The 18,989-nt window shown below is 46.6% G+C and carries 12 protein-coding genes; 2 read left to right on the top strand and 10 right to left on the bottom strand.

Features of this window, described 5'->3' with window-relative positions; genetic code table 11:
* Positions 1–35: 35 nt before the first annotated feature.
* The 4 genes from MHH52_RS03460 to MHH52_RS03445 all read right to left on the bottom strand — a co-directional run bounded on the left by MHH52_RS03460 (position 36) and on the right by MHH52_RS03445 (position 11,320).
* On the bottom strand, positions 36–2,450 hold the full coding sequence (locus MHH52_RS03460) for a restriction endonuclease-like protein (protein ID WP_340006661.1): 2,415 nt from the start codon (positions 2,448–2,450) through the stop codon (positions 36–38).
* Positions 2,422–4,611 carry an AAA family ATPase gene (locus MHH52_RS03455; RefSeq protein WP_340006660.1) on the bottom strand — a complete coding sequence of 730 codons (2,190 nt, stop codon included), beginning with the start codon at positions 4,609–4,611 and terminating at the stop codon, positions 2,422–2,424. Before MHH52_RS03455 ends, MHH52_RS03460 begins: the two co-directional genes overlap by 29 nt.
* A 46-nt stretch (positions 4,612–4,657) precedes the next feature.
* The gene (locus MHH52_RS03450; protein WP_313641035.1) at positions 4,658–5,344 is read right to left on the bottom strand and encodes a nuclease-related domain-containing protein; all 687 of its coding nucleotides are present in this window, start codon (positions 5,342–5,344) and stop codon (positions 4,658–4,660) included.
* A 471-nt stretch (positions 5,345–5,815) separates the two neighbouring features.
* Complete coding sequence (locus MHH52_RS03445) at positions 5,816–11,320, bottom strand: DUF4855 domain-containing protein (protein ID WP_340006658.1); 5,505 nt, start codon at positions 11,318–11,320, stop codon at positions 5,816–5,818.
* 646 nt (positions 11,321–11,966) lie between these two features.
* Here MHH52_RS03445 and MHH52_RS03440 point away from each other — a divergent pair.
* On the top strand, positions 11,967–12,149 hold the full coding sequence (locus tag MHH52_RS03440; protein ID WP_313641031.1) for a colicin E3/pyocin S6 family cytotoxin: 183 nt from the start codon (positions 11,967–11,969) through the stop codon (positions 12,147–12,149).
* Between the two features lie 417 nt (positions 12,150–12,566).
* Here MHH52_RS03440 and rlmD read toward each other — a convergent pair whose 3' ends face one another.
* The 4 genes from rlmD to MHH52_RS03420 form a co-directional block, all read right to left on the bottom strand.
* A complete protein-coding gene (gene rlmD, locus MHH52_RS03435) occupies positions 12,567–14,060 on the bottom strand; it encodes a 23S rRNA (uracil(1939)-C(5))-methyltransferase RlmD (RefSeq protein WP_340006656.1) in 1,494 nt (497 codons plus the stop codon).
* Positions 14,061–14,140: 80 nt separating this feature from the next.
* Positions 14,141–15,031 (bottom strand): diacylglycerol kinase, encoded by an 891-nt coding sequence (locus MHH52_RS03430; RefSeq protein ID WP_340006654.1) that lies wholly within the window; start codon positions 15,029–15,031, stop codon positions 14,141–14,143.
* A gap of 183 nt (positions 15,032–15,214) precedes the next feature.
* Positions 15,215–15,991: a CbiX/SirB N-terminal domain-containing protein gene (locus tag MHH52_RS03425; protein WP_340006652.1), complete on the bottom strand. Its 777-nt coding sequence runs from the start codon at positions 15,989–15,991 to the stop codon at positions 15,215–15,217.
* Positions 15,992–15,994: 3 nt separating this feature from the next.
* Positions 15,995–16,285 (bottom strand): YerC/YecD family TrpR-related protein, encoded by a 291-nt coding sequence (locus tag MHH52_RS03420; protein ID WP_313641027.1) that lies wholly within the window; start codon positions 16,283–16,285, stop codon positions 15,995–15,997.
* Between the two features lie 361 nt (positions 16,286–16,646).
* On the opposite strand from MHH52_RS03420, the gene MHH52_RS03415 reads away from it, so the two are divergent.
* The gene (locus tag MHH52_RS03415) at positions 16,647–17,207 is read left to right on the top strand and encodes a tyrosine protein kinase (protein ID WP_313641026.1); all 561 of its coding nucleotides are present in this window, start codon (positions 16,647–16,649) and stop codon (positions 17,205–17,207) included.
* A 115-nt stretch (positions 17,208–17,322) separates the two neighbouring features.
* Here MHH52_RS03415 and corA read toward each other — a convergent pair whose 3' ends face one another.
* A complete protein-coding gene (gene corA / locus MHH52_RS03410; protein ID WP_340006651.1) occupies positions 17,323–18,282 on the bottom strand; it encodes a magnesium/cobalt transporter CorA in 960 nt (319 codons plus the stop codon).
* A 544-nt stretch (positions 18,283–18,826) separates the two neighbouring features.
* Complete coding sequence (locus tag MHH52_RS03405; RefSeq protein ID WP_340006649.1) at positions 18,827–18,961, bottom strand: hypothetical protein; 135 nt, start codon at positions 18,959–18,961, stop codon at positions 18,827–18,829.
* Positions 18,962–18,989: the final 28 nt, after the last annotated feature.

Raw genomic sequence — 18,989 nt, 5'->3', positions numbered from 1 at the left:
CACGTCTTTGTTAAGCAAACCCTATCACACTAACTTTAAATATTCCGAACTTCCACAACTTTCCCTAAGTCCACATACTGTTCATGATCCAACTTCACCTTCACTCTGCCCTTTCGGCGCTTCTCACGCCATTCACGAAGATCTTCCTCCGTTTCTAAACGGAGCTCTGCAATCTCCAAGGCCCGGTCCAGGATATACTTGCTCGTATAGAGCACCGTATAGATCCCTCGTCCTCCTAATGTAACAGGAGCTGTTAAACTCTCCCATTCCTCAATCGTAAATCGTACATACAGCTCTTCCTCAGTCCCAGGGCGACAATGAACCTCCTTAATCTCCTTACGCCGTAGCACCTTCCAATCGGAAACTTTTCCCACCCAGTGAATGCCCGTTTTTGCAGGATCAATAAACTTTTTTCTAGATTGGCACATGGCTACGAACTCGATCTGTGTAAGGATCTTTACATCCGAAAGGTTCTTTAATGGCATATGGTAAAAAGAATGCTGCCTCGCCACCGCCACTTGTTCAGGTCCACGAACAGAGCCGACAAGAACATTTTTACCCGCGAGTTGGTTGGCATAGTATTCTTTCGTCCCACGTGGACGGGTGGAACGCTCGTAAGCTTTTTCCGGACTATCCTGAATAATCTCATCTAAGAATTGCTCCACCAAGCTTGTAGAATTCGGTAGGAATGGCAAAGCGCCAATATTCAATAGCTCGATGCTTTTGTAAAATTGGTGGGTCTTATACCGCTCCTCATCCGGATAGGGAAATAACACATAGGCACCGAACATGCTTCGTTCGTATTCCCCCGAGCCTTTCTCCTGATACACTATGGCGTCTCGATAGCGGTGCATCGTGTTGATGTCATCCTCTTCAGGTCCAGGTTGTCTATAAGTCCCGTGATAGGAAGTGCCTTCATAAGCCGGATTTAACCGGTATTTTGCATCAAAAACATACTTGTACTCTTTGATTTTGCCAGCATCCTTCTTCTTCAGTGTCAGCACATTATCCGGACGCTGACTGAGCGTCGGTGTCTTATCCGAGCCAGGAATCGTATTATAATACAGGATGAACTGCTCCCCGTTAACTGGATTCTCGTACACCATATTAGCGCTCTGCGAGCGGTCAAGTGTAACAAAAATACCGTTCCGATTCACCTTAATAATATCTTGCTTCATCAGTTTATACTTCTGCCCCAAGAGCTGATTCAGCTTTAAGAAACACCAGTACTCATAGAGCTGAGCAACATCCTTCATGGATAAGCGGAACAGGTCACTTTGAATAGACAAGCCTTTGAGCAGCATGAGATAACAGCGATAGACTTCGCGGTATCCAGGGGCCATCTGCAGCACCAGCGTAACGGACATTTGCTTCAGCACTCCAGCCTCACGCAAGAAATCCATCTTGAGCACCCGCTCTAGCTGAGTGAGCATGGTGTCTAACCTTTTTATAAGTAATGGATCTGGGGTTCGGTTTTTAATCTTCCAGCGACTCTTGAGCTCTTTCAGCTTTCCATGAATGCGTTTCAGCATCCAGCGGATGAACCTGTTCTCATTAGTATCATAGGCGAGGCGTCTTCGTGTCTCCATTAAATGTGTGGCTGTGTAATTTCGGCTGCCGATGGTCAGGAATCCATGGTTCATGTCTTCTCTTAATCGTTCGGGATGCTTCGATAGCTCGCGGATATTTTCTCTTCCTGCCTTTTTGACCCGATTGGCATCCACTAATCGGCGGTCCTGGAGCAGAGCGTAATTAGGATTCTTGTTAATCCGCTCAACGGCATCCAAGAGCTGTCTAAAGACATGCTGTAGTATGGTAAAAAACTCCGTCAAACTCTGATGCTGCGTCTCCCGCAAGCCTGTTAGTTGGTAGGTTTTGCGCAAAAAATCAAAAGCCAAATTATAAATCTGCTCATTCACTTCATTTAAAATATTCTGGTAATCCAGCTTGTAATCCATTTTAGAGGGGAAGATCTCCATCTCTACCCGCAGCAAAGCCTGTCCCGAACTGCGGATCTCCCATTCCGTCAAACCGACCTCATTTCCAAAGTTCAGCACACCGGCATGAATAGACTCACCTAGGGGCTTAATTGCCTGCCGAAGCAGCACATTTTCATGATAAAAAGAGAGGCTAGCAGCGGTCTTCTTCTGAATCACCAGCTCATACGACTGTGTCTCATAAAAACAAGGGAAAACAGACTCCCCCGACTGCCAGTCCACCATCCCGTGAGCTTCAGGGGAAAATACTTTAATCTGAACATTACCAAGCCGTTCGGAGCAAACAAGCCCAAGCTGCGCATTCACCCATTCCTGACTAGAAGAACGATGAAGCTGCAAGGTCTCCACAGTAGGATGATAAGGCCGTCCTTGAAGAAAAAGCGTAAAAAGCTCCGTTTCTACACGGAGCAATTCTACCGTCTGATTAAGAGAGCCAGTATGAGGTGAATCCATCTTCCTCCAGCCTCCTAAGCATAAAAGCCAATTTACGCGCACTTTGTGGATGTTTGGCCGTAGGGGGAGTTTGTCCAGCAGCCCATCTCATATACAGCGGAGTAGCATCATCCATAAAAGCTGGGAAGTCTATCGTCACACCAGATCCGGTACCAAGAGCCCCTTTCATTAAGTTCAATAATACCCGGCGAACCGAAGAATGGCTCCCTTGAATGCGCGGCAGTATCTTTTGCAGCAGTTGCCAGTCAAAAGCTTCTTCCTCACTCATCAGCTTGTACCGTTCGTTATAGATCATATAGAAGCAAATCGCATCCCGCACCCGAAAACCTACATGAGCGTGGATATCCTCAAGCAAAGCATTGATCTTAACCAATCTCTCTGTCGTCCGGACAACAAGCTCTTTGTTGGTATCATAGGCATCCACTAGCTGCAAATAATCGGAGCGCAGAAAAAGATGATTCAGTTCGGCAGCGTCAGAGCTATCACTGGTCTCTACCTGCTCATTGAAATCCGGATACTGTTGCAGATTAATGTAATTGAACTCTAAGGTATTGGCTCGGTCCAGTACCTTTTTGCTAAAAGGATGTGTCGTTTCGTCCATGTTCACAGTCCCGATTAGGAACACATTCTCCGGGATACCCAGGCTGCCAAACTTCACTTGATCCTCAGACGTATCCAGCATGGTAGAAGATATGAGATCCTGTGTCTGGATCTTCCCCTCCTGCCAGTCCTGCGTTTCCAGCACACTTAACAGGTCACTGAAATAATGCTCTACCCGCGCCAGGTTCATCTCATCCATGCAGATAAAATAGGGCTTATGCTGATTCTCCGGCTTCCGCGCCTCTACTAATACTTCTGTGAGCGGACCCGGTTTGAACCTGCCCGAAAGATCCTTGTACCCCAGCAGATCCGCAGGATCACTCCAATCCGGCCGTACTGGGATCAAGGTAAACTGGCCGTTATTCCCCGTTGCACCAAGAGCCTCTGCAAACAGCTTCACCAACCGAGTCTTCCCCGTGCCCGATATCCCCGCCAGGATGACAAAAGGCTTAGTCTTTAGTGAGAGGTAAAAATTCTCAATAAGGTGCTCAGGGAAGAAGAAACCTTTTCGGAGGATGTGGGATTGGATTTGGTGGAGTAATGTTGTAATCGTAGAATCTGTCGGTGGTAAAATAGGAATCACCTCATGCGAGCTCTCCGTATTGGAGTCAGCCTCATCTTGATCTAGAATAGTAAAATCAGGCCAAGTGACCTCTGCAGTTAGCGATTGAAGGACTTGAAGTCCTTGTCCTGAAAAGCGAAACAAATATCCTTGATTAACTCCGCCTCCAGAATGAAGCGGACCTTGGGTTAAGTTCACTTGCATAATTTGCTGATTAAACTGTTGTAGCATAATGGGCGGAATGAGTTCCACATACTCTGTTCGAACCAAACGACCATCCTCTTGCCAGTTCGTATTGGCCATAGAGCCTGGCTTGGGTGCTTCCACCGCAGCATCTGTTACCTGGCTTACATAACGAATAGCTTTATTTGAATAATGGAGGATGATATCTCCTTGTTTAACTTCCTTCATCGTCTCCCAATGATATAGCTTTCGGCCTTGCGAATTCACTAGGGGAGCCCACAGAATCCCCTCTTCCTTCTCCGCTTGAATAGTCGTTCCCTGATTCACCCACCAAACATTAGGCTTCGACTTAAACGTTATAAACTCTAAACGGTATTCGAAAGGAACTCCTGTGGCAAAGAAATCTATGTATTCAGCTTGATCTTCAGGAACAACAACCTGAGGTCTCTTCGCATCATCTGCTTGTTGGTTCGTTCTCTCTTGCATAATGTAGGAATATGAATGCGAGAAGGTTTCAATTAACAAATTCTTCAACGTTTGATTTCCGTTATAGCGGAGTTGAAGGGCTTCCCGACCAGCAGATACTTGATCAATTTTAAATAATGTGGCTTCATAGTTCCGATCTTCATGGACCAGCTTAACTTTTCGCCCTTCACCTAAACTAGGCTGTTGACCTTGGTTAGCTTCCAAAAAATCCGGATGAAACTCAACTGGAATATGAGTGCCATCACGAAAGATGGAAAAGTCCACCTTTTTCCGACCAATTAGGTTAGGGATCTCTGTATCCTTCCACCAGCTTCGTAGTTGTTTGATCATTTATGTTAACTCCCTTAGTACAATGATAGATAACTCACAGGTATTTCTAGTTCTTCCCCTTTATTCTCTGTACATGAAGCTTGCGAATCTCCGCATCGGTTATATTGGCTTGAAGCAAATGCTCATAAATCGTTTGTATTTGCGCCGGAGAGATAGAAGGTTCAGGAGTTCCTGTTTTTAAACTGATCAGCTTCCTAGAGATAAACTCACTTAGTTCCACATCATAGACAACCAGTTCGTCCGAATGAATCTTCCGAAGCTCCGGATCAATACTGAACCGACATCTCATCGTGAATGAAACCATAGAAATGAACTTCACTGCAGCTATACCTTGTATCAGGCTCTCGATGGCCTTAATATGTCCATAGTTTTGCTTCAGCGGATTATACATCTTGTAACGATTGCTCACTGACCATTGTTGATCCGTTCGCCCACCTTTAATTTCTCCATTGTAATTTTTCGTCTCAATGACAAATAAGCAATACGGGGAAATAACGATATGATCAATCTGGGTGTAACCTGTTCGAGACTTGGGATTAGGGAGCATTAGATCGCTTAACGATATACACTCCTTAGGTAACTGGTCGAGTTGAATATTGATTTTATGCTCACCTAACTCTCCAATTCGTATGGAAGCAACCTTCGGTTTCGACTTGGGAGTTTGTGCCTTACGCACTGCCTGTGGTGGCTTAGTGCCGGATTTTTTAAAGAGAGACAATAGCGCTTTAAACATAGCAAAACCTCTTCTGATCTAGATTTACAATATGTATGGTTATTCGACAATATGGGAAGATATCCCTTTATTCAAATCATGAATGGAGGTCTGCCCTCTTTTTGGATGAACAGCATCTAAAAAAAACAAAAATCCCAAATATATATAAAGAAAAAAAGACTGTCGCATTGACAGTCCGAAGATAAGATATGCGTATATCCCCTTTGGTTCCGATACCTATGTGCTTTTCAGCTACCCACAGGGCATGTCTTAGTCCGAGAGAACTGAAGGGGCAGTAAAGGTCATCACCTCTGTACATAGAAACAAGCCGATTAGGTATAGACCCCGTGGTCTGGCACCTAATCGGCTTGTTATGTTACGCCTCAAACGTTCTTACTTCGGTTATTAGTATTACTCGGACAGATAATTCGATAACCGGTACAGGAAGTTTCAGCGCGGGTCGTATTGCTGCTTGGATGGATTATTTCTCCATTACTTATCGTGACCTTTACCCGGGTTTTCTTTTGAGTATTCAAAGGTCACTTTTACAGGCTCGCTCATATAGCCAGTCGAAAGATACGCCTCATTGGTTCCCTTTAAATTACCCGTAAGTTTGAATGTGAATTGGAAGCTTCCCGCGACTGTACTCTTCGTCTCATCTTCGAGATGAACCTTGCCTTTCGGATCAAGCACCTTCAACTTCACATTTGTAAGGACGCCATTCATCAGCAATCCATCAATCGTTACTTTTTTCGCTTCCTCGTCAACCTTTACTTGTATGCCCTCAATGCCCTTCACGTCTACAGCGCCCGAGAGGTTATAGACACCAAACTCGTAGATGGAATATCCGTAATCGGTTGCTCTTTTTATGCCTTGTAACTTCATGTATCTTGCCTTGACCGGGTTGAACTGAATCGTTTCTTTGCCATCATGCGCGGTAATAATTCCGTCATTTGGCATGACATTGATCCAGTTCTGCTTATCGTTCGACACAAGAAGTTTGTATTTATCGGCACGAGCATATTCCCAATCGATTCGAACCGTATCCATTTCCTTCACTTCATCGAGATCGACCAGGAACCAAGTATTATCCACGTATTCGCTCGCCCATCTTGAAGCAGGGAATCCATCGACGGCTTTAGCCGGTGCATAATTCGCATTATTGCCTTCGGTCGACGAAGCTTCTACCGTTTTATTCTGCGCCAAATTGCCTATTAGGTAATAGACGCTTTCCTTCAGCGTATTGTACGCCTCATCTTTTATCGTACCCGCCTTCTTGAATTCATCCAGCTTTGCGTTAAAGCCTTGGAGATACTTGGTGACTTGCGCTGCATCTTTCCCTTCATAGCGCTTCATCATTTCCAAATAGTTGTTCAAAGAACGCACCGTTGCAGAATTCGTAAATTGCTTCGCTTTTTCGAAGCGGTCGACTAACGCTTTCATACCAGATGCATTCGTCGTTGCTTCGATAACATATGACTTTGTCACCATACGCCCCGCCGTAACGGTAATGTTAAGCTCATGCTTGCCAAGCTTGCCTGCAAGCGGAATAACGGTACCCGCTGTATAAGGCTTGCCGTCATACGTCGCCGTCACTTTCGTCAGACCATCATCCGTTCTAAGCTTCCATGTAAAGGATACGGATTCTGAATCCGACAGTTTCATCCCGCTCTGGAACGGCTTGCCGTTCATCTGCACGTCTACCTCGGAAGGCGGAGCCTCGTTGACCTGATACGTTCCTTTAACAAATTGATACAGCCAGTCGTAAAGAACGCGCGTCGCTGGATCTTTACTTACCGCGGTGTTATAGACTGCATTGTTGCCTTGGTAATACGATTTGAAGCCATCCTTCATGAGCCCTGTCTTCGCACCGCTGTTCAAGTAATCGATATACCGCTCGCGGAACACGCCGTCCGTCAGCATCCGATCATCGAACTCGAGTTCATTGGACATGCCATACTGCTTCGCCAGATTCGCAGAATCCTCCAAGCGCTCGATATCCGTCGGCTCGAAGAAGTAGTTCGGCTGGATCGTCACCGCATCGAAGCCGACATCCTTCCACATGAACGCTTTATAAGCGAAGAAGTGCGGAATCCAGAAGAACTTCAGGTCCTTGCCGCTAATTTGCATGTCATGCAGGGTGCTGCTCACCGAACGGATCAGATCCGGTCCGGATTGGCTTGTGCTGATTTGCTCTTCGAACCAGTACATACCTACAAGCTCGAGGTTAGCGTAACCTTTTGCTTCCCATCTCGATTTGACTTGCTGCAGCCACCATTGAACTGCTTTTTCACGGTTCGCAAGGGCTTTCTCTTTGCCAACGGAATCATTGAAGTTCAGCGATTCTCCACCTGGTTCAATAGCTCCGAAATTAGTGATCGATTCACCTGGATCCGGAATCATGAGGACAACCTTTTCCTTCACGCCAGACTCGTTCAGCGCATCGGATACTTCCTTAGCCGCTGCGTTTAACGCATCCATATCGCCGCCTACCGCAAAGGTTTTATCCAGATACCATTTCCAATCTTCCAGATAAGCCCGCCCGCCGAAATCACGACCTGGATTTGGAGAGTTAATGCCAAGATACAGGACGCCGTCGAAGAGTCGATCCTTAATCTTGCCGTCCTTATCGACATAACTAATGTTCGGAATGATCCGTTCTTTCGTCCAGGTGCCTAAGTCATTCGCATATTGCCCGTTATACAAAAGTCCAAGATGCTCGATATCCGCTGTCGCTTCGCCTGCCGCCAAGAATTTCGGCGTCTGCGTTGGAACAGTTACGGCTCCGGCAGCTTTGCCGTCTTCACCGAGGATTTCAATCTCATCCACGAAGGTCATTGCACGCGTATGCATTGTGAATGTCACTTTCACATAGCGAGCATGGGCGATCTTCGCATCTGGGCCGATGGCTTTGATACCGTCCTTACTGCCATCCCATTTATAGGTCTCATCGTACGTTCCATCTCGCCAGAGTTCTTGTGTCGCGCTGTCCTTAAGCAATCCCCAATTCACTTTGTCATCGGAGACATACATCGAGACGGTCAGCGGCACGAGCACATTGTTGGTTGGCCAGCTTTCCAGGAAATGCGCTTTGATCTTCGAGATCGATTTCTTATCACCTAGATCAAACACGACTTCACGAGTTTTCTTCCGCAGATGTCCGACCCACGCCGGATCTTTAATATCCAACTTAGCGTATTTACCATCTGTCAGTTCCTTCTGATCATCCGGATACGCTGCCTCAGGCTCCTGCGACCAGCTATAAGGAAGCCCTAGCGCAAGATTGCGTTCCAGAGATGCCGGCTGACTATAAAGCGAATATACACCGAACTCATAGAAGGAATAACCGTAGAATGTCGCCCGCTTTACGCCTTCGAATTTGATGTATCTCGCCGTAACCGGCTTAAATTGAACCGTTTCTTTACCATCCTGCGCTTTAATAATGCCGTCATTCGGCATTACATTGGTCCAAATCTTCTTATCGTCCGATACGAGCAGCTTATACGTGTCGGCGCGAGCACCTTCCCAACTGATGCGAACTGTATCCATCGCCGTAGGCTGACCCAGGTCGACTAGGAACCAGTTCGCATCATCATAGTGACTCGCCCAGCGTGTCGCTTGGAATCCGTCCACCGCGTTGGATGGAATATAATTCGGACCACCATTTTCAATCGACGATACTTCAACAGGTTTGCCTTGAGCCAGACTGCCTGCCAGGTAATAGACGCTTTCCTTCAACATCGTATAGGCATCGCCCGCAATGTTCTGCTTCAGTTGATCCAGCTTCGCATTGAAGTTCTTCAGCGATTTCGTGAATTCGGCTGGGTTGACGCCTTCCGCCTGTTTCATCGCATCGAGGTAAACTTTAAGGGCCGTTGCATCGTTGTTATTCATTTTTTTGTCATTGACGTAAATGTCCACGAGCGCAATCATTGTCGCGGCATCCGTCTTCACTTCGAACGTAAACGATGTTTTCTTCGATTTCCCCGAAGTGACGGTAACATCCAACACATGCTTGCCAAGCATATTCTTTAACGTGATTTCCGTCCCTACCGTGTAAGGCTTTCCATCATACATCGCAGAAACTTTGATCACACTTGGATCGGCAACATCTTTAAGGTTCCATGTAAATTTCACTTTCTTGGAGTCTGCTAGAACTTCCCCTGCCTTAAACGGCTCACCGTTCATCTGCACTTCCACTTCAGGCGGAGCCGCATTGTTGACTGTATAAGTTCCTTTGACATATTGATGCAGCCAGTCATACAGGATCCGATTGGCCGGGTCTGTGCTCACGGCGCTATCATAAACGGCATTATTACCTTGATAGTAAGCGTTGAAGCCATGTTCCATTAACCCGGTTTCCACACCGCTGTTCAAATAATCGATATACCTCTCCCGGAACACACCGTCCGTCAGCATCCGATCATCGAACTCGAACTCGTTAGTCATCCCATAAAGCTTCGCGATGTTCGAAGCATCTTCAAAACGATCATAACCTATCGGCGCGAAGAAATAGTTCGGTTGGAGCGCTACCGCATCGAAGCCGACATCCTTCCACATATAAGCCTTGTACGCCAAGGAATGCGGAATCCAGAAAAATTTCATATTCTCCGCATGCACTTGCTCACTTACAGCTTTCACCAAGTCCGGACCGGCTGCATCGATGCCGATTTGTTCTTCCAGCCAGTACATGCCTACCAGTTCAAGATTCGGATATTTCCCCTCAGGCCAGAGCGACTTCACCTCATTGATATACCACTGCGTTGCCTTCGCACGATTTGTAAGCGCTTGCGAATTGTGGCCAGTAAAGTTGAGATTTCCGTCACCGAGATCTCCGAAATTGACTACGCCCTCATCCGGATACGGAATCATCAGAACAACCTTTGTCTTATGATTCGGTTCGCCGAGCTTCTGACCGACTTCTTTTGTCGCTTCATTCAACTGCTGCATATCGCCAGTTGCCGCAAACGTTTTTTCCAAATACCATTTCCAGTCTGCAAGAATGGACGGATTACCCGACCCCGCCCCGAAACTGCGTCCTTCTGGAGAGTTCGTCCCGAGATAGAGGATGCCGTCGAAGAGCCATGCCGTCGGATTATTATCCTTATCCACGTAACTGATATTCGGAATAATCCGGTCCTTCTTCCAATTGCCTATTCCAGGTTTATCCGCATAATGTCCGTTATAGAGCAGTCCAAGATCCTGAATGCCCGCCGTCGCTTCGCCAGGCGCCAGGAGCTTCGCCTCCTGCGTCGGCACGGTTACCGCTCCCGCTGCTTGCCCGTCTTGACCGATAATTTCAATCTCATCCACGAGCGTCATCGCCGAAGGATGCATGGAGAATGTCACTTTGACGTACCGAGCATACGCGATTTTCGCAACTGGGCCGATCGCTTTAATGCCGTCCTTGCTGCCGTCCCACACATAGGTCTCCGTGTATTTGCCGTCATTCCACAGCTTCTGCGTGGCATTGTCTTTGAGCAGTCCCCAGTTCACCTTGTCATCGGAGACGTACATCGATACCGTGAGTGGCACGAGTACATTGTTCGTTGGCCAATCTTCGAGGAAATTGGCTTTAATACCCGTGATAGATTTCTTCGCCCCCAAATCAAACACAACTTCGCGTGTCTTACTCAAATGATGTCCAATCCATGCTACGTCGGATCTATTGCTTGCCCCATATATACCATCCGTAAGTGTGTTGCCTTCATCCGGATAGGAAGCTTCCGGCTCTTGCGACCACTCATATGATAAGCCCGCTGCAAGATTGTGATATACTGCCCCATACACTGACGCAATAACACCCTCCGTACCCGCTCCCGGTAGGTCTGATGGATTCGTCACCTCGACCGGATCGGCTTCGCCCGGCGGGTTCACTGGTGTCTGGTCCTTTGTCTGTGTAGGCGGCAGCGCCTCTTCCGCTTGCGCGATCGGCATCATGGTTACGATCATGATCGCAACCATGACGAGAGCTACCCATTTTCTACTCCTCTTCATATCGTACTAACTCCCTTCTGATTCTTGAGTCAAGAAACATCAATCTCCTAAATGGTATGTGCTTCCATTTCAGCTTACCTCGATGCTCTTTCCTCCCTTCCGAGATTCCGACACGTCATAGAAGCTTATAACATATGTCAATGTCCTTATAGTAACATTATGAAAAGTGGCCTTTCTTTCAAATAGATAATTAATGACATTGGGTATACACTTGTTGACATGAAGGCCTTCACGTCGCGTTTTTATAGGTATAAAGATAGCGCTTACCTCCTTAGGTCCTACCTATTTGTAAAAATTTTGGCAATTAACATAAAACGTCTATTTTTTGTGGACGAGCACGGGGAATTAAATTTTATCAGGGATTCCCCTGAATAATAATATCCGATTATATATTGGATTCATTGGCTGGCTATATGCTTTCCCATTATATCTGGCCATTAATTAGAAGCGTTCGCCAACCACATATCTGCATAATAAAGCTCTTACGAAGTAGGTCTATGCCTATTATCCGTGAGGGCTTTTTCTCATTTATTAATGATCCTGCAAAAAGCAGCCCCATATGGAACCTTCGAGGTGACTTGGGCTTTTTTTGTTTCCACAAATTGCGGAAGCATGGCGCAGGGACAAGTTCAAGGAGAGAAGTGCAATGAAAGTAAAAACAGAGTGGAAGAAGGAGAGAATCTATACGGATGGTGACAAGTTTTATCACAAGGATTCCCTGCATGGAGAGGTAGAGATGTACAACAGTCGCAAAAAACATATAGGCGTTCTTACGGCCAAAGGCGATGTACATCCGAAAAAAGGAAAGGTGGAAGGCCGAGTACTGTAAGATAAATAGACCGGTCACAAAGTTCACAACACTAATAGCCCCCTGGACGGCAAAGACACTGCCATCCAGCAGGCTTATTCTTTATGCTTAGAGACGGGGGAAAGAATAAAATAGGAGAAGCTATTCGTATTTTTCGCTTTGGATCTCAAGTCAATACTTTTATTAACTATATATCTGCTTTTACAACTGTGCACGTTTCCAAGCGAAACTAAACAAACTGAGTCCCTATAAATACCGAACTCAGGCGAATAAATATTGCTCTTTATTTAGTGTCTACTTGACAAGGGTTCCTTCAAATTTCCTAGTTTCTTCTTTTCATCAGGCTCAAATCCGGTAGATTTTTACATCAATTTCACATCAAGTCTGATCTCCTCTATCTGTGCCACCAATGTTTCAATCTGTACCACACTGGAAAACTCAAGTAAGTAAAGGGGGTTGAATCACTGTTACATCCCTCACCAACAAAGCTACTGATTCTACATGCACCGTATGCGGGAACATATCCACCGGAGTTACCTCCACTGTCTTATACCCGCCATCCTCCAACACCCGCAAGTCCCTTGCCAGTGTCGATGGATTACACGATACATACACCACACGCTCCGGCTTCATCGCCAGAATCGTCTCCAAAAGTCGTGGATCGCAGCCTTTACGCGGAGGATCGACCACGATAACATCTGCCGTTATCCCCTGCTCTTTCCAGTTAGGGATTACATCCTCAGATGCACCTACCTCAAACACTACATTATCCATACTATTCAAAGTGGCATTCGCCCGCGCATCCTCTATCGCTTCACGTACGATCTCTACACCGTAGACCTGTTTAGCATGCTGCGCAAGGAACAATGAAATCGTTCCGATACCGCAATAAGCATCTATAACAGTCTCGTTTCCCGTAAGTCCTGCATATTCCACTGTCTTACCATAGAGAACCTCGGTTTGAGCCGGATTAACCTGATAAAAAGAACGGGCAGAAATCGCGAATTTCACATCGCCGATATAATCGTAAATAACATCGTTCCCCCAAAGGGTACGTGTTGTATCACCGAAGATTACGTTCGTCTGCTTAGTATTCACGTTCTGGCAGATGCTTGTAACAGCTGGGATTTCACGGCGGATCTCAGTGATCCATTCGTCCAGATGTGGGATGCGTTCGCCATTAGTGACGAGTACGACCATTATCTCACCTGTGCGGAAGGCTTTCTTTACTACGACATGACGCAGTATGCCTTTACCGGATTCTTCGTCGTAAGCAGTAATACCACGCTTCCGTCCGATTTCTTTCACCTTGCGCACAACGTCATCGTTATCTTCATGCTGAATCAAGCATGTTTCCATATCGATGATCCGGTGGCTTCCCCGCGCGTAAAAGCCACCCACAAGGCCACCTTCTGTTACACCGATCGGCACCTGAGCCTTGTTGCGATAGCGCCAAGGCTCGTCCATGCCCAGTGTTGGGCGGACGAGAATGCCCTCTGTCTGATCCGTTCCAGCGTCTCCGCCACCACCACTCACCTGGAGCTTCCCAATCCGCTCCAGGTTGTCCACCACCAGCTGCCGTTTCCACGCCAACTGGGCAGTGTAGTCCATATGCTGCAGCTGACAGCCGCCACACTTATCATAGATCTCGCAAGGCGCCGCGATGCGGGCGCTGCTCGCTTCTACCAAATTCAGCAGCTTGGCGTAGCCATACTGCTTCTTGGTCTTGAGCACCTTTGCCCGGACCTTCTCTCCGGGAAGGGCTCCCTGCACAAAAAGGGTAAAGCCTTCTACGCGGCCTACCCCTTCGCCTTCATGGGTCATGCCGATAATATCGAGCATAACCTCATCATTTTTATTCACAGGCAGTCCGGCGACAGGCGCCTTGCCGACTGGGCGGCTGGTGCTGCGTCCACTGCGGTGTTTACTCATTATTTATAGTTCACTTCTTTCATTATCATCGCTGTATAAACCCACGATATCTTCAATTATTCTTAGCCTTCCATCAAGCCTCAGTTATTCTCAGCAAAAATCCGCAAATGCTGTGGCAAAATCCGGAATCGCCCTGGCAGCTCTCCACCCAGTTCGCCGTCCAAGTTCAATTGGACATGTCCTGGAGAGATTACATCCATCGCATCCGTACGGAAATATATAACCTTCTTATCCTGCAAATGCTCGCCGCGAAGGGCTAATCTGACCAAACGGACAAACTCTGCTAGGTTGCATTTTTTAACCGCAATAACGTCTAACAGACCGTCATCGATTCGAGCGCCAGGAGCAAGCTTTTCGAAGCCGCCAACGGAATTCGTATTTGCGATTAGGAACAGCATGAACTCATCATGAATGACTTCCTGGCCATTGGCTCGGACGATTAGTTCCTGAGGAGATAGGCTGACCATTTTTTCAATACCCTTTAAATAATAAGCAAGCTGCCCTATCATGGTCTTCAGCTTACTGGGAACTTCATATGTCAGTTCGGTTAAGCTACCGCCGCCTGCAATATTAATGAAATAACGGTCATTTGCTTTACCGATGTCAATCAGACGTGACTCTTGGCTAAGGATCAGATCACAGGAATCCTCCCAATTCTTTGGGATCCCCATCGCACGTGCAAAATCATTTGTAGTACCAATCGGCAATACGCCGAGCGGGGGAAGATTAGGCTTCTCCGCCATACCATTAATAACTTCATTTAAAGTGCCATCACCACCGGCTGCTATGATCAGATCATAACCGCGTTCCACTGCATCCGCAGCAGCTAACGTAGCATCGCCTTCTCCGGTTGTTGCATGGCAGGAGGCTTCAATGCCACCCGTATCCAGCCGGTCCAAAATATCGGCGAGCCGCTTCTTCATTTCTTCCCGTCCAGAAGTGGGATTATAAATCAATCTCGCAGTTTTCATTACCGGAACGCCACCTGTTTTTTATAATAGAATAACCTAATTGATTATACCTAATTCGGACCACTACAATCAATATTAAAGGCCCTTTCGTGCAAATATTTCATTATATAGCAATTAATGACACATCGTTAGACTATTTATATGTGTATGCAGCAGATCCCGTATTATCCACGGATGTGGGCACTATTTTTCATGATTATTTCGAATTTGTTCGAGGAGTGTCTCTACCTGTCTCTCAATCCAATGCGGAAAAAGGGGGTGGGGCAGAAGCGTTTGACCGGAATACCTGTAAGTTAATCCATTAAGTTTGTTCGGAACCACATGCTTAGTGAAATAGCCTTCACTCAAAAAAAGCGGCGCCACCAGCACCTCGTGACCCTGCTCCTGCCAATACTCAACCTTGATTCTTACACTATCCGGATTCAACAAACCATAGTCGGCCGCAGCTACGCCGCTCACCTCACGCACACGTCCCGCCAGCGAAGAGATGCCTTGCTGCCAGCGCTGCCGGAAGCCGTCATATACGCTGCCATGACCCACAAGTAGAATCATCTCTCGCTTTGGTTCCGTAGACAGCTCACGCAGCTTGTCCCAGATCATTACAGCGATGTCTGGGTCATCGTCGATAGGATAACCGTAGTGAACCTTAGCTTTCACTGAGAACAGCGCTAAATCCGTCTCACGTTCAGGCTCAGGTTTGGCGCCTAGTGCATATTCTATTTCATCGACATGTGTACTTCCCGAAGAAACGAACAATGGGATCACAATAATATCTGTGACCCCAGCATGTTCCAGTTCATATATTCCATCTTGAATCAGACGGCCCTCTACCAGCTCTAAAAAAGAGACCACAACAAGAATCTCTTCACCTAGCGATAATCCGCTTACAGCTTCTTCCACGATCGAAACCCAAGCCTCGTCGCGGGAGCCGTGACTGATAATAAGTACGCCCGGCAACATAAATTAGCGTCCCAGACGTTCCAACGTTAATTTATATCCATCATTACCGTAGTTCAGACAACGTTTTACACGGGAAATCGTAGCTGTGCTTGCACCCGTCTCTCCTTCGATCTGGTTGTAAGTCGAGCCTTTGCCGAGCATACGCGCTACTTCCAGTCGCTGCGACAGCGCTTGAATCTCGTTCACAGTGCACAAATCATCAAAGAAAACGTAACATTCTTCCATATTTTTTAACGTTAAAATAGCGTCAAATAATTGGTCGATACTTTTATCGTTTAGCTTCTTCAGCTGCATAAGATTATCATCCCCTAATGTGTCTTTATTGCTCTACTATATTGCACTAGAGCGCATTTTTCAAGCATTAACGATTTCACGCTGTAAAGAGTGAAATCGATGGACAAACGTCCACCTGTGACGCACAGTAATTATGTACCAAAGTACGTTCGTTTCTTCCTACATAAGAATTAGCACCTACACTATAGTACTACATAAGCGCCGAAAATCAAGTATGTACACGCTTTTTTCACTTCTCAAGCACGATTATAGGCATTCGCCCTTTTCCGCTCCTATCCCGGGTAACCCGGGCATTCGTCTATACCGTATGTTCGCCCATGACATACAGTATAGCAAACCACTAACAAAGGAATGTGATATTATGCCTGATCATTACTATAATCATTCCCGCCGGGGCCAGCGTTCACTGTCCGATACGTATAATGCATCTGCCTACCCCGGCCTCAGTCCATATGCACCTTCATCCCTCCCAGGAGAGAGCGGTATCCTTCCCGCTTTAGGAGCAGAAGCTACCGCTGAAACGGCGCTAGCGCTTCCCGTCGCTGAAGCCACAACAAAAGCCAGTGGCGGTCTTGCCGGACTGCTTAGCGGCTTAGGCGGCGGTGGCGGAATTGGTGGGAATATGGAGCAAATCAAAGGTATCATCGACCGAATGGGCGGCATTGACGGGATCGTAAACTCTATGGGTAAAGTGCAGAAGGTGATGTCCGGCTTCCAGCAGATGGCTCCAATGGTTAAGCTCTTAATGGGTAGCTTCGGCAAAGGAAAAGGGGCAGCAGGCGCATTAGCAGCCGAAGAAGATGCCGCTCTGTTCAGCCCGAATCGACGCAAAAAAAGACGTTCCACCTCACAACGTCGCAAATCGTCCACAACCACACGCCGGCGCTCTACTCCCTCTACCGGAAAACGTCGCCGCAAATAGCGGTGACGTTTTCTAGCGTGCCTACGGCCATTGCTAGATAGGCATTACAATCAGAAAAACAGCAATTCTCGGGAGAAAGAGTCTTGCTGTTTACGTTTACGTTTACGTTTTATTTTTACTTAAACCATCCACTACGCCGGAACCATCTGAACATACCAACGCCCACCACCAGCATAAACAGCAGAACGCCAAAATAACCATACTTCCATTCGAGTTCAGGCATCACCACAAAGTTCATTCCATAGATCCCGGCGATCAGCGTCAGCGGCATGAATACGGTGGTGATTACTGTTAGTGTTTTCATAATCGAATTCATCCGGTTAGAATTGAGGGAAATGTAGCTATCACGTAGATCCGCGGTCATTTCTCGATCAGCCTCAATCATATCAGACAGTTTTAACAAATGGTCATAGATATCGCCAAAATAAATCCGTTCCTCGCCATTGCTCAGGACATGCTGCGAATTTACGATCCGGTACATCAAATCGCGCATCGGCACAATCGTCCGCCGCATCTTTAGAAGCCTTCCTCGCACATTAAACACTTGGCTCATCAAATCCTCGACCGACTCACTGCTTCCACTGCTCTCCAGATCAGCAAGCTCGTCCTCTAAACTGTAGAGGCATGGAAAATACTTATCTACCAGCTTGTCCATTACTGTATAAGCAGCCGCCATCGGACCGCCCGACCAGCCTTTACGACTATGTATTTCACGCTTCACCTGTTCCCAGGCTTCGTTCATCTCTGACTTTTCTTGATGATGATAGGATACTAGATAATTCGCGCTCAAAAAAAGGTCAACCTCTTCAGCGTCCAGCGTATTCTCATTCAGCGCATGCAGCACAAAAAACTGCACTTCCTCATAATGATCCAGCTTCGGCCGCTGCAGCACATGCATACAGTCCTCAATCGCCAAAGGGTGAAAATGAAAATATTGATCCAGCAGCAGCGTCTCCTCTGCCGTAGGTGTAGCAAAGTCTGCCCATATCCATGCATAATCCTCCCGCCGGATATCTTGTAGAGGCATCTCTGTCAGCACCTCACCTGTATGCGTGACTGCAAGTGTACGTATCATAAAATGTTCCTCCGCTTCATCTTCTTCCATGCATCTATTGTACCGCATGAAGAGGAGTCTTCCAAAGATGTAAAAACAACCATCTCTCCGCTATCCCACAGTTCGGGGTTTCCATCGCTCTACCGATACCAGTGCCATAATCGCAATAATACCTAAGCTACCGTTTATTACCGCTATTTGACGGAACGTTTGGTTGTAAGGAGTACTGAGGTCTAACAATGATTATTTGAGCTTAACCAGACTGACTTAATTTTGTCGAAATATCTGTTTATCGCCTCGCGTACGCTTATTTTTTTGTATCACAGTTTCCACTTTGATCCTATTAACCGTTTGTGGTTAAAAGATTCAATTACTCTTTAGTAAGTGTCGTTCGTCATCTTTTTGCTTTGATCAGTCAGCTCATAGTGTATATAGCGATGCTCCTCCGTGGCAAGTAAAGAATGGATAAAGTAAATAGAGTTGGGTTGGGTTATCACTGAACTGAATCGAGTCGTATCGAGTGATTTGTTTAATGATTAGTTAGTTTAGATTCTAACCCTCCCGCCTAAGATTCGGTAGATGCACAAAAAACGATATCTGGAAGTTCGCTTGAAATCTGCCTTACCCCATCTTTAACACTATCGGCTGTATAAGCGAGCCTCTGCAAATCTGAGGCATTTATGCCCTTCTTTCTGCTCATTCGACGTAATTAAGCACTAGCCTTGCAC

Origin of the sequence: Paenibacillus sp. FSL K6-0276 (genome assembly GCF_037977235.1) — a bacterium.
In the GTDB taxonomy this organism is placed as follows: domain Bacteria; phylum Bacillota; class Bacilli; order Paenibacillales; family Paenibacillaceae; genus Paenibacillus_AQ.
This window is presented reverse-complemented; position numbering and strand designations above follow the sequence as displayed.

What these genes read in the sequence shown, in the direction of transcription:
- MHH52_RS03460 (WP_340006661.1), bottom strand. Translation starts at nt 2,450, where the DNA reads ATGGATTCACCTCATACTGGCTCTCTTAATCAGACGGTAGAATTGCTC.
- MHH52_RS03455 (WP_340006660.1), bottom strand. Translation starts at nt 4,611, where the DNA reads ATGATCAAACAACTACGAAGCTGGTGGAAGGATACAGAGATCCCTAAC.
- MHH52_RS03450 (WP_313641035.1), bottom strand. Translation starts at nt 5,344, where the DNA reads ATGTTTAAAGCGCTATTGTCTCTCTTTAAAAAATCCGGCACTAAGCCA.
- MHH52_RS03445 (WP_340006658.1), bottom strand. Translation starts at nt 11,320, where the DNA reads ATGAAGAGGAGTAGAAAATGGGTAGCTCTCGTCATGGTTGCGATCATG.
- MHH52_RS03440 (WP_313641031.1), top strand. Translation starts at nt 11,967, where the DNA reads ATGAAAGTAAAAACAGAGTGGAAGAAGGAGAGAATCTATACGGATGGT.
- rlmD (WP_340006656.1), bottom strand. Translation starts at nt 14,060, where the DNA reads ATGAGTAAACACCGCAGTGGACGCAGCACCAGCCGCCCAGTCGGCAAG.
- MHH52_RS03430 (WP_340006654.1), bottom strand. Translation starts at nt 15,031, where the DNA reads ATGAAAACTGCGAGATTGATTTATAATCCCACTTCTGGACGGGAAGAA.
- MHH52_RS03425 (WP_340006652.1), bottom strand. Translation starts at nt 15,991, where the DNA reads ATGTTGCCGGGCGTACTTATTATCAGTCACGGCTCCCGCGACGAGGCT.
- MHH52_RS03420 (WP_313641027.1), bottom strand. Translation starts at nt 16,285, where the DNA reads ATGCAGCTGAAGAAGCTAAACGATAAAAGTATCGACCAATTATTTGAC.
- MHH52_RS03415 (WP_313641026.1), top strand. Translation starts at nt 16,647, where the DNA reads ATGCCTGATCATTACTATAATCATTCCCGCCGGGGCCAGCGTTCACTG.
- corA (WP_340006651.1), bottom strand. Translation starts at nt 18,282, where the DNA reads ATGATACGTACACTTGCAGTCACGCATACAGGTGAGGTGCTGACAGAG.
- MHH52_RS03405 (WP_340006649.1), bottom strand. Translation starts at nt 18,961, where the DNA reads ATGAGCAGAAAGAAGGGCATAAATGCCTCAGATTTGCAGAGGCTCGCT.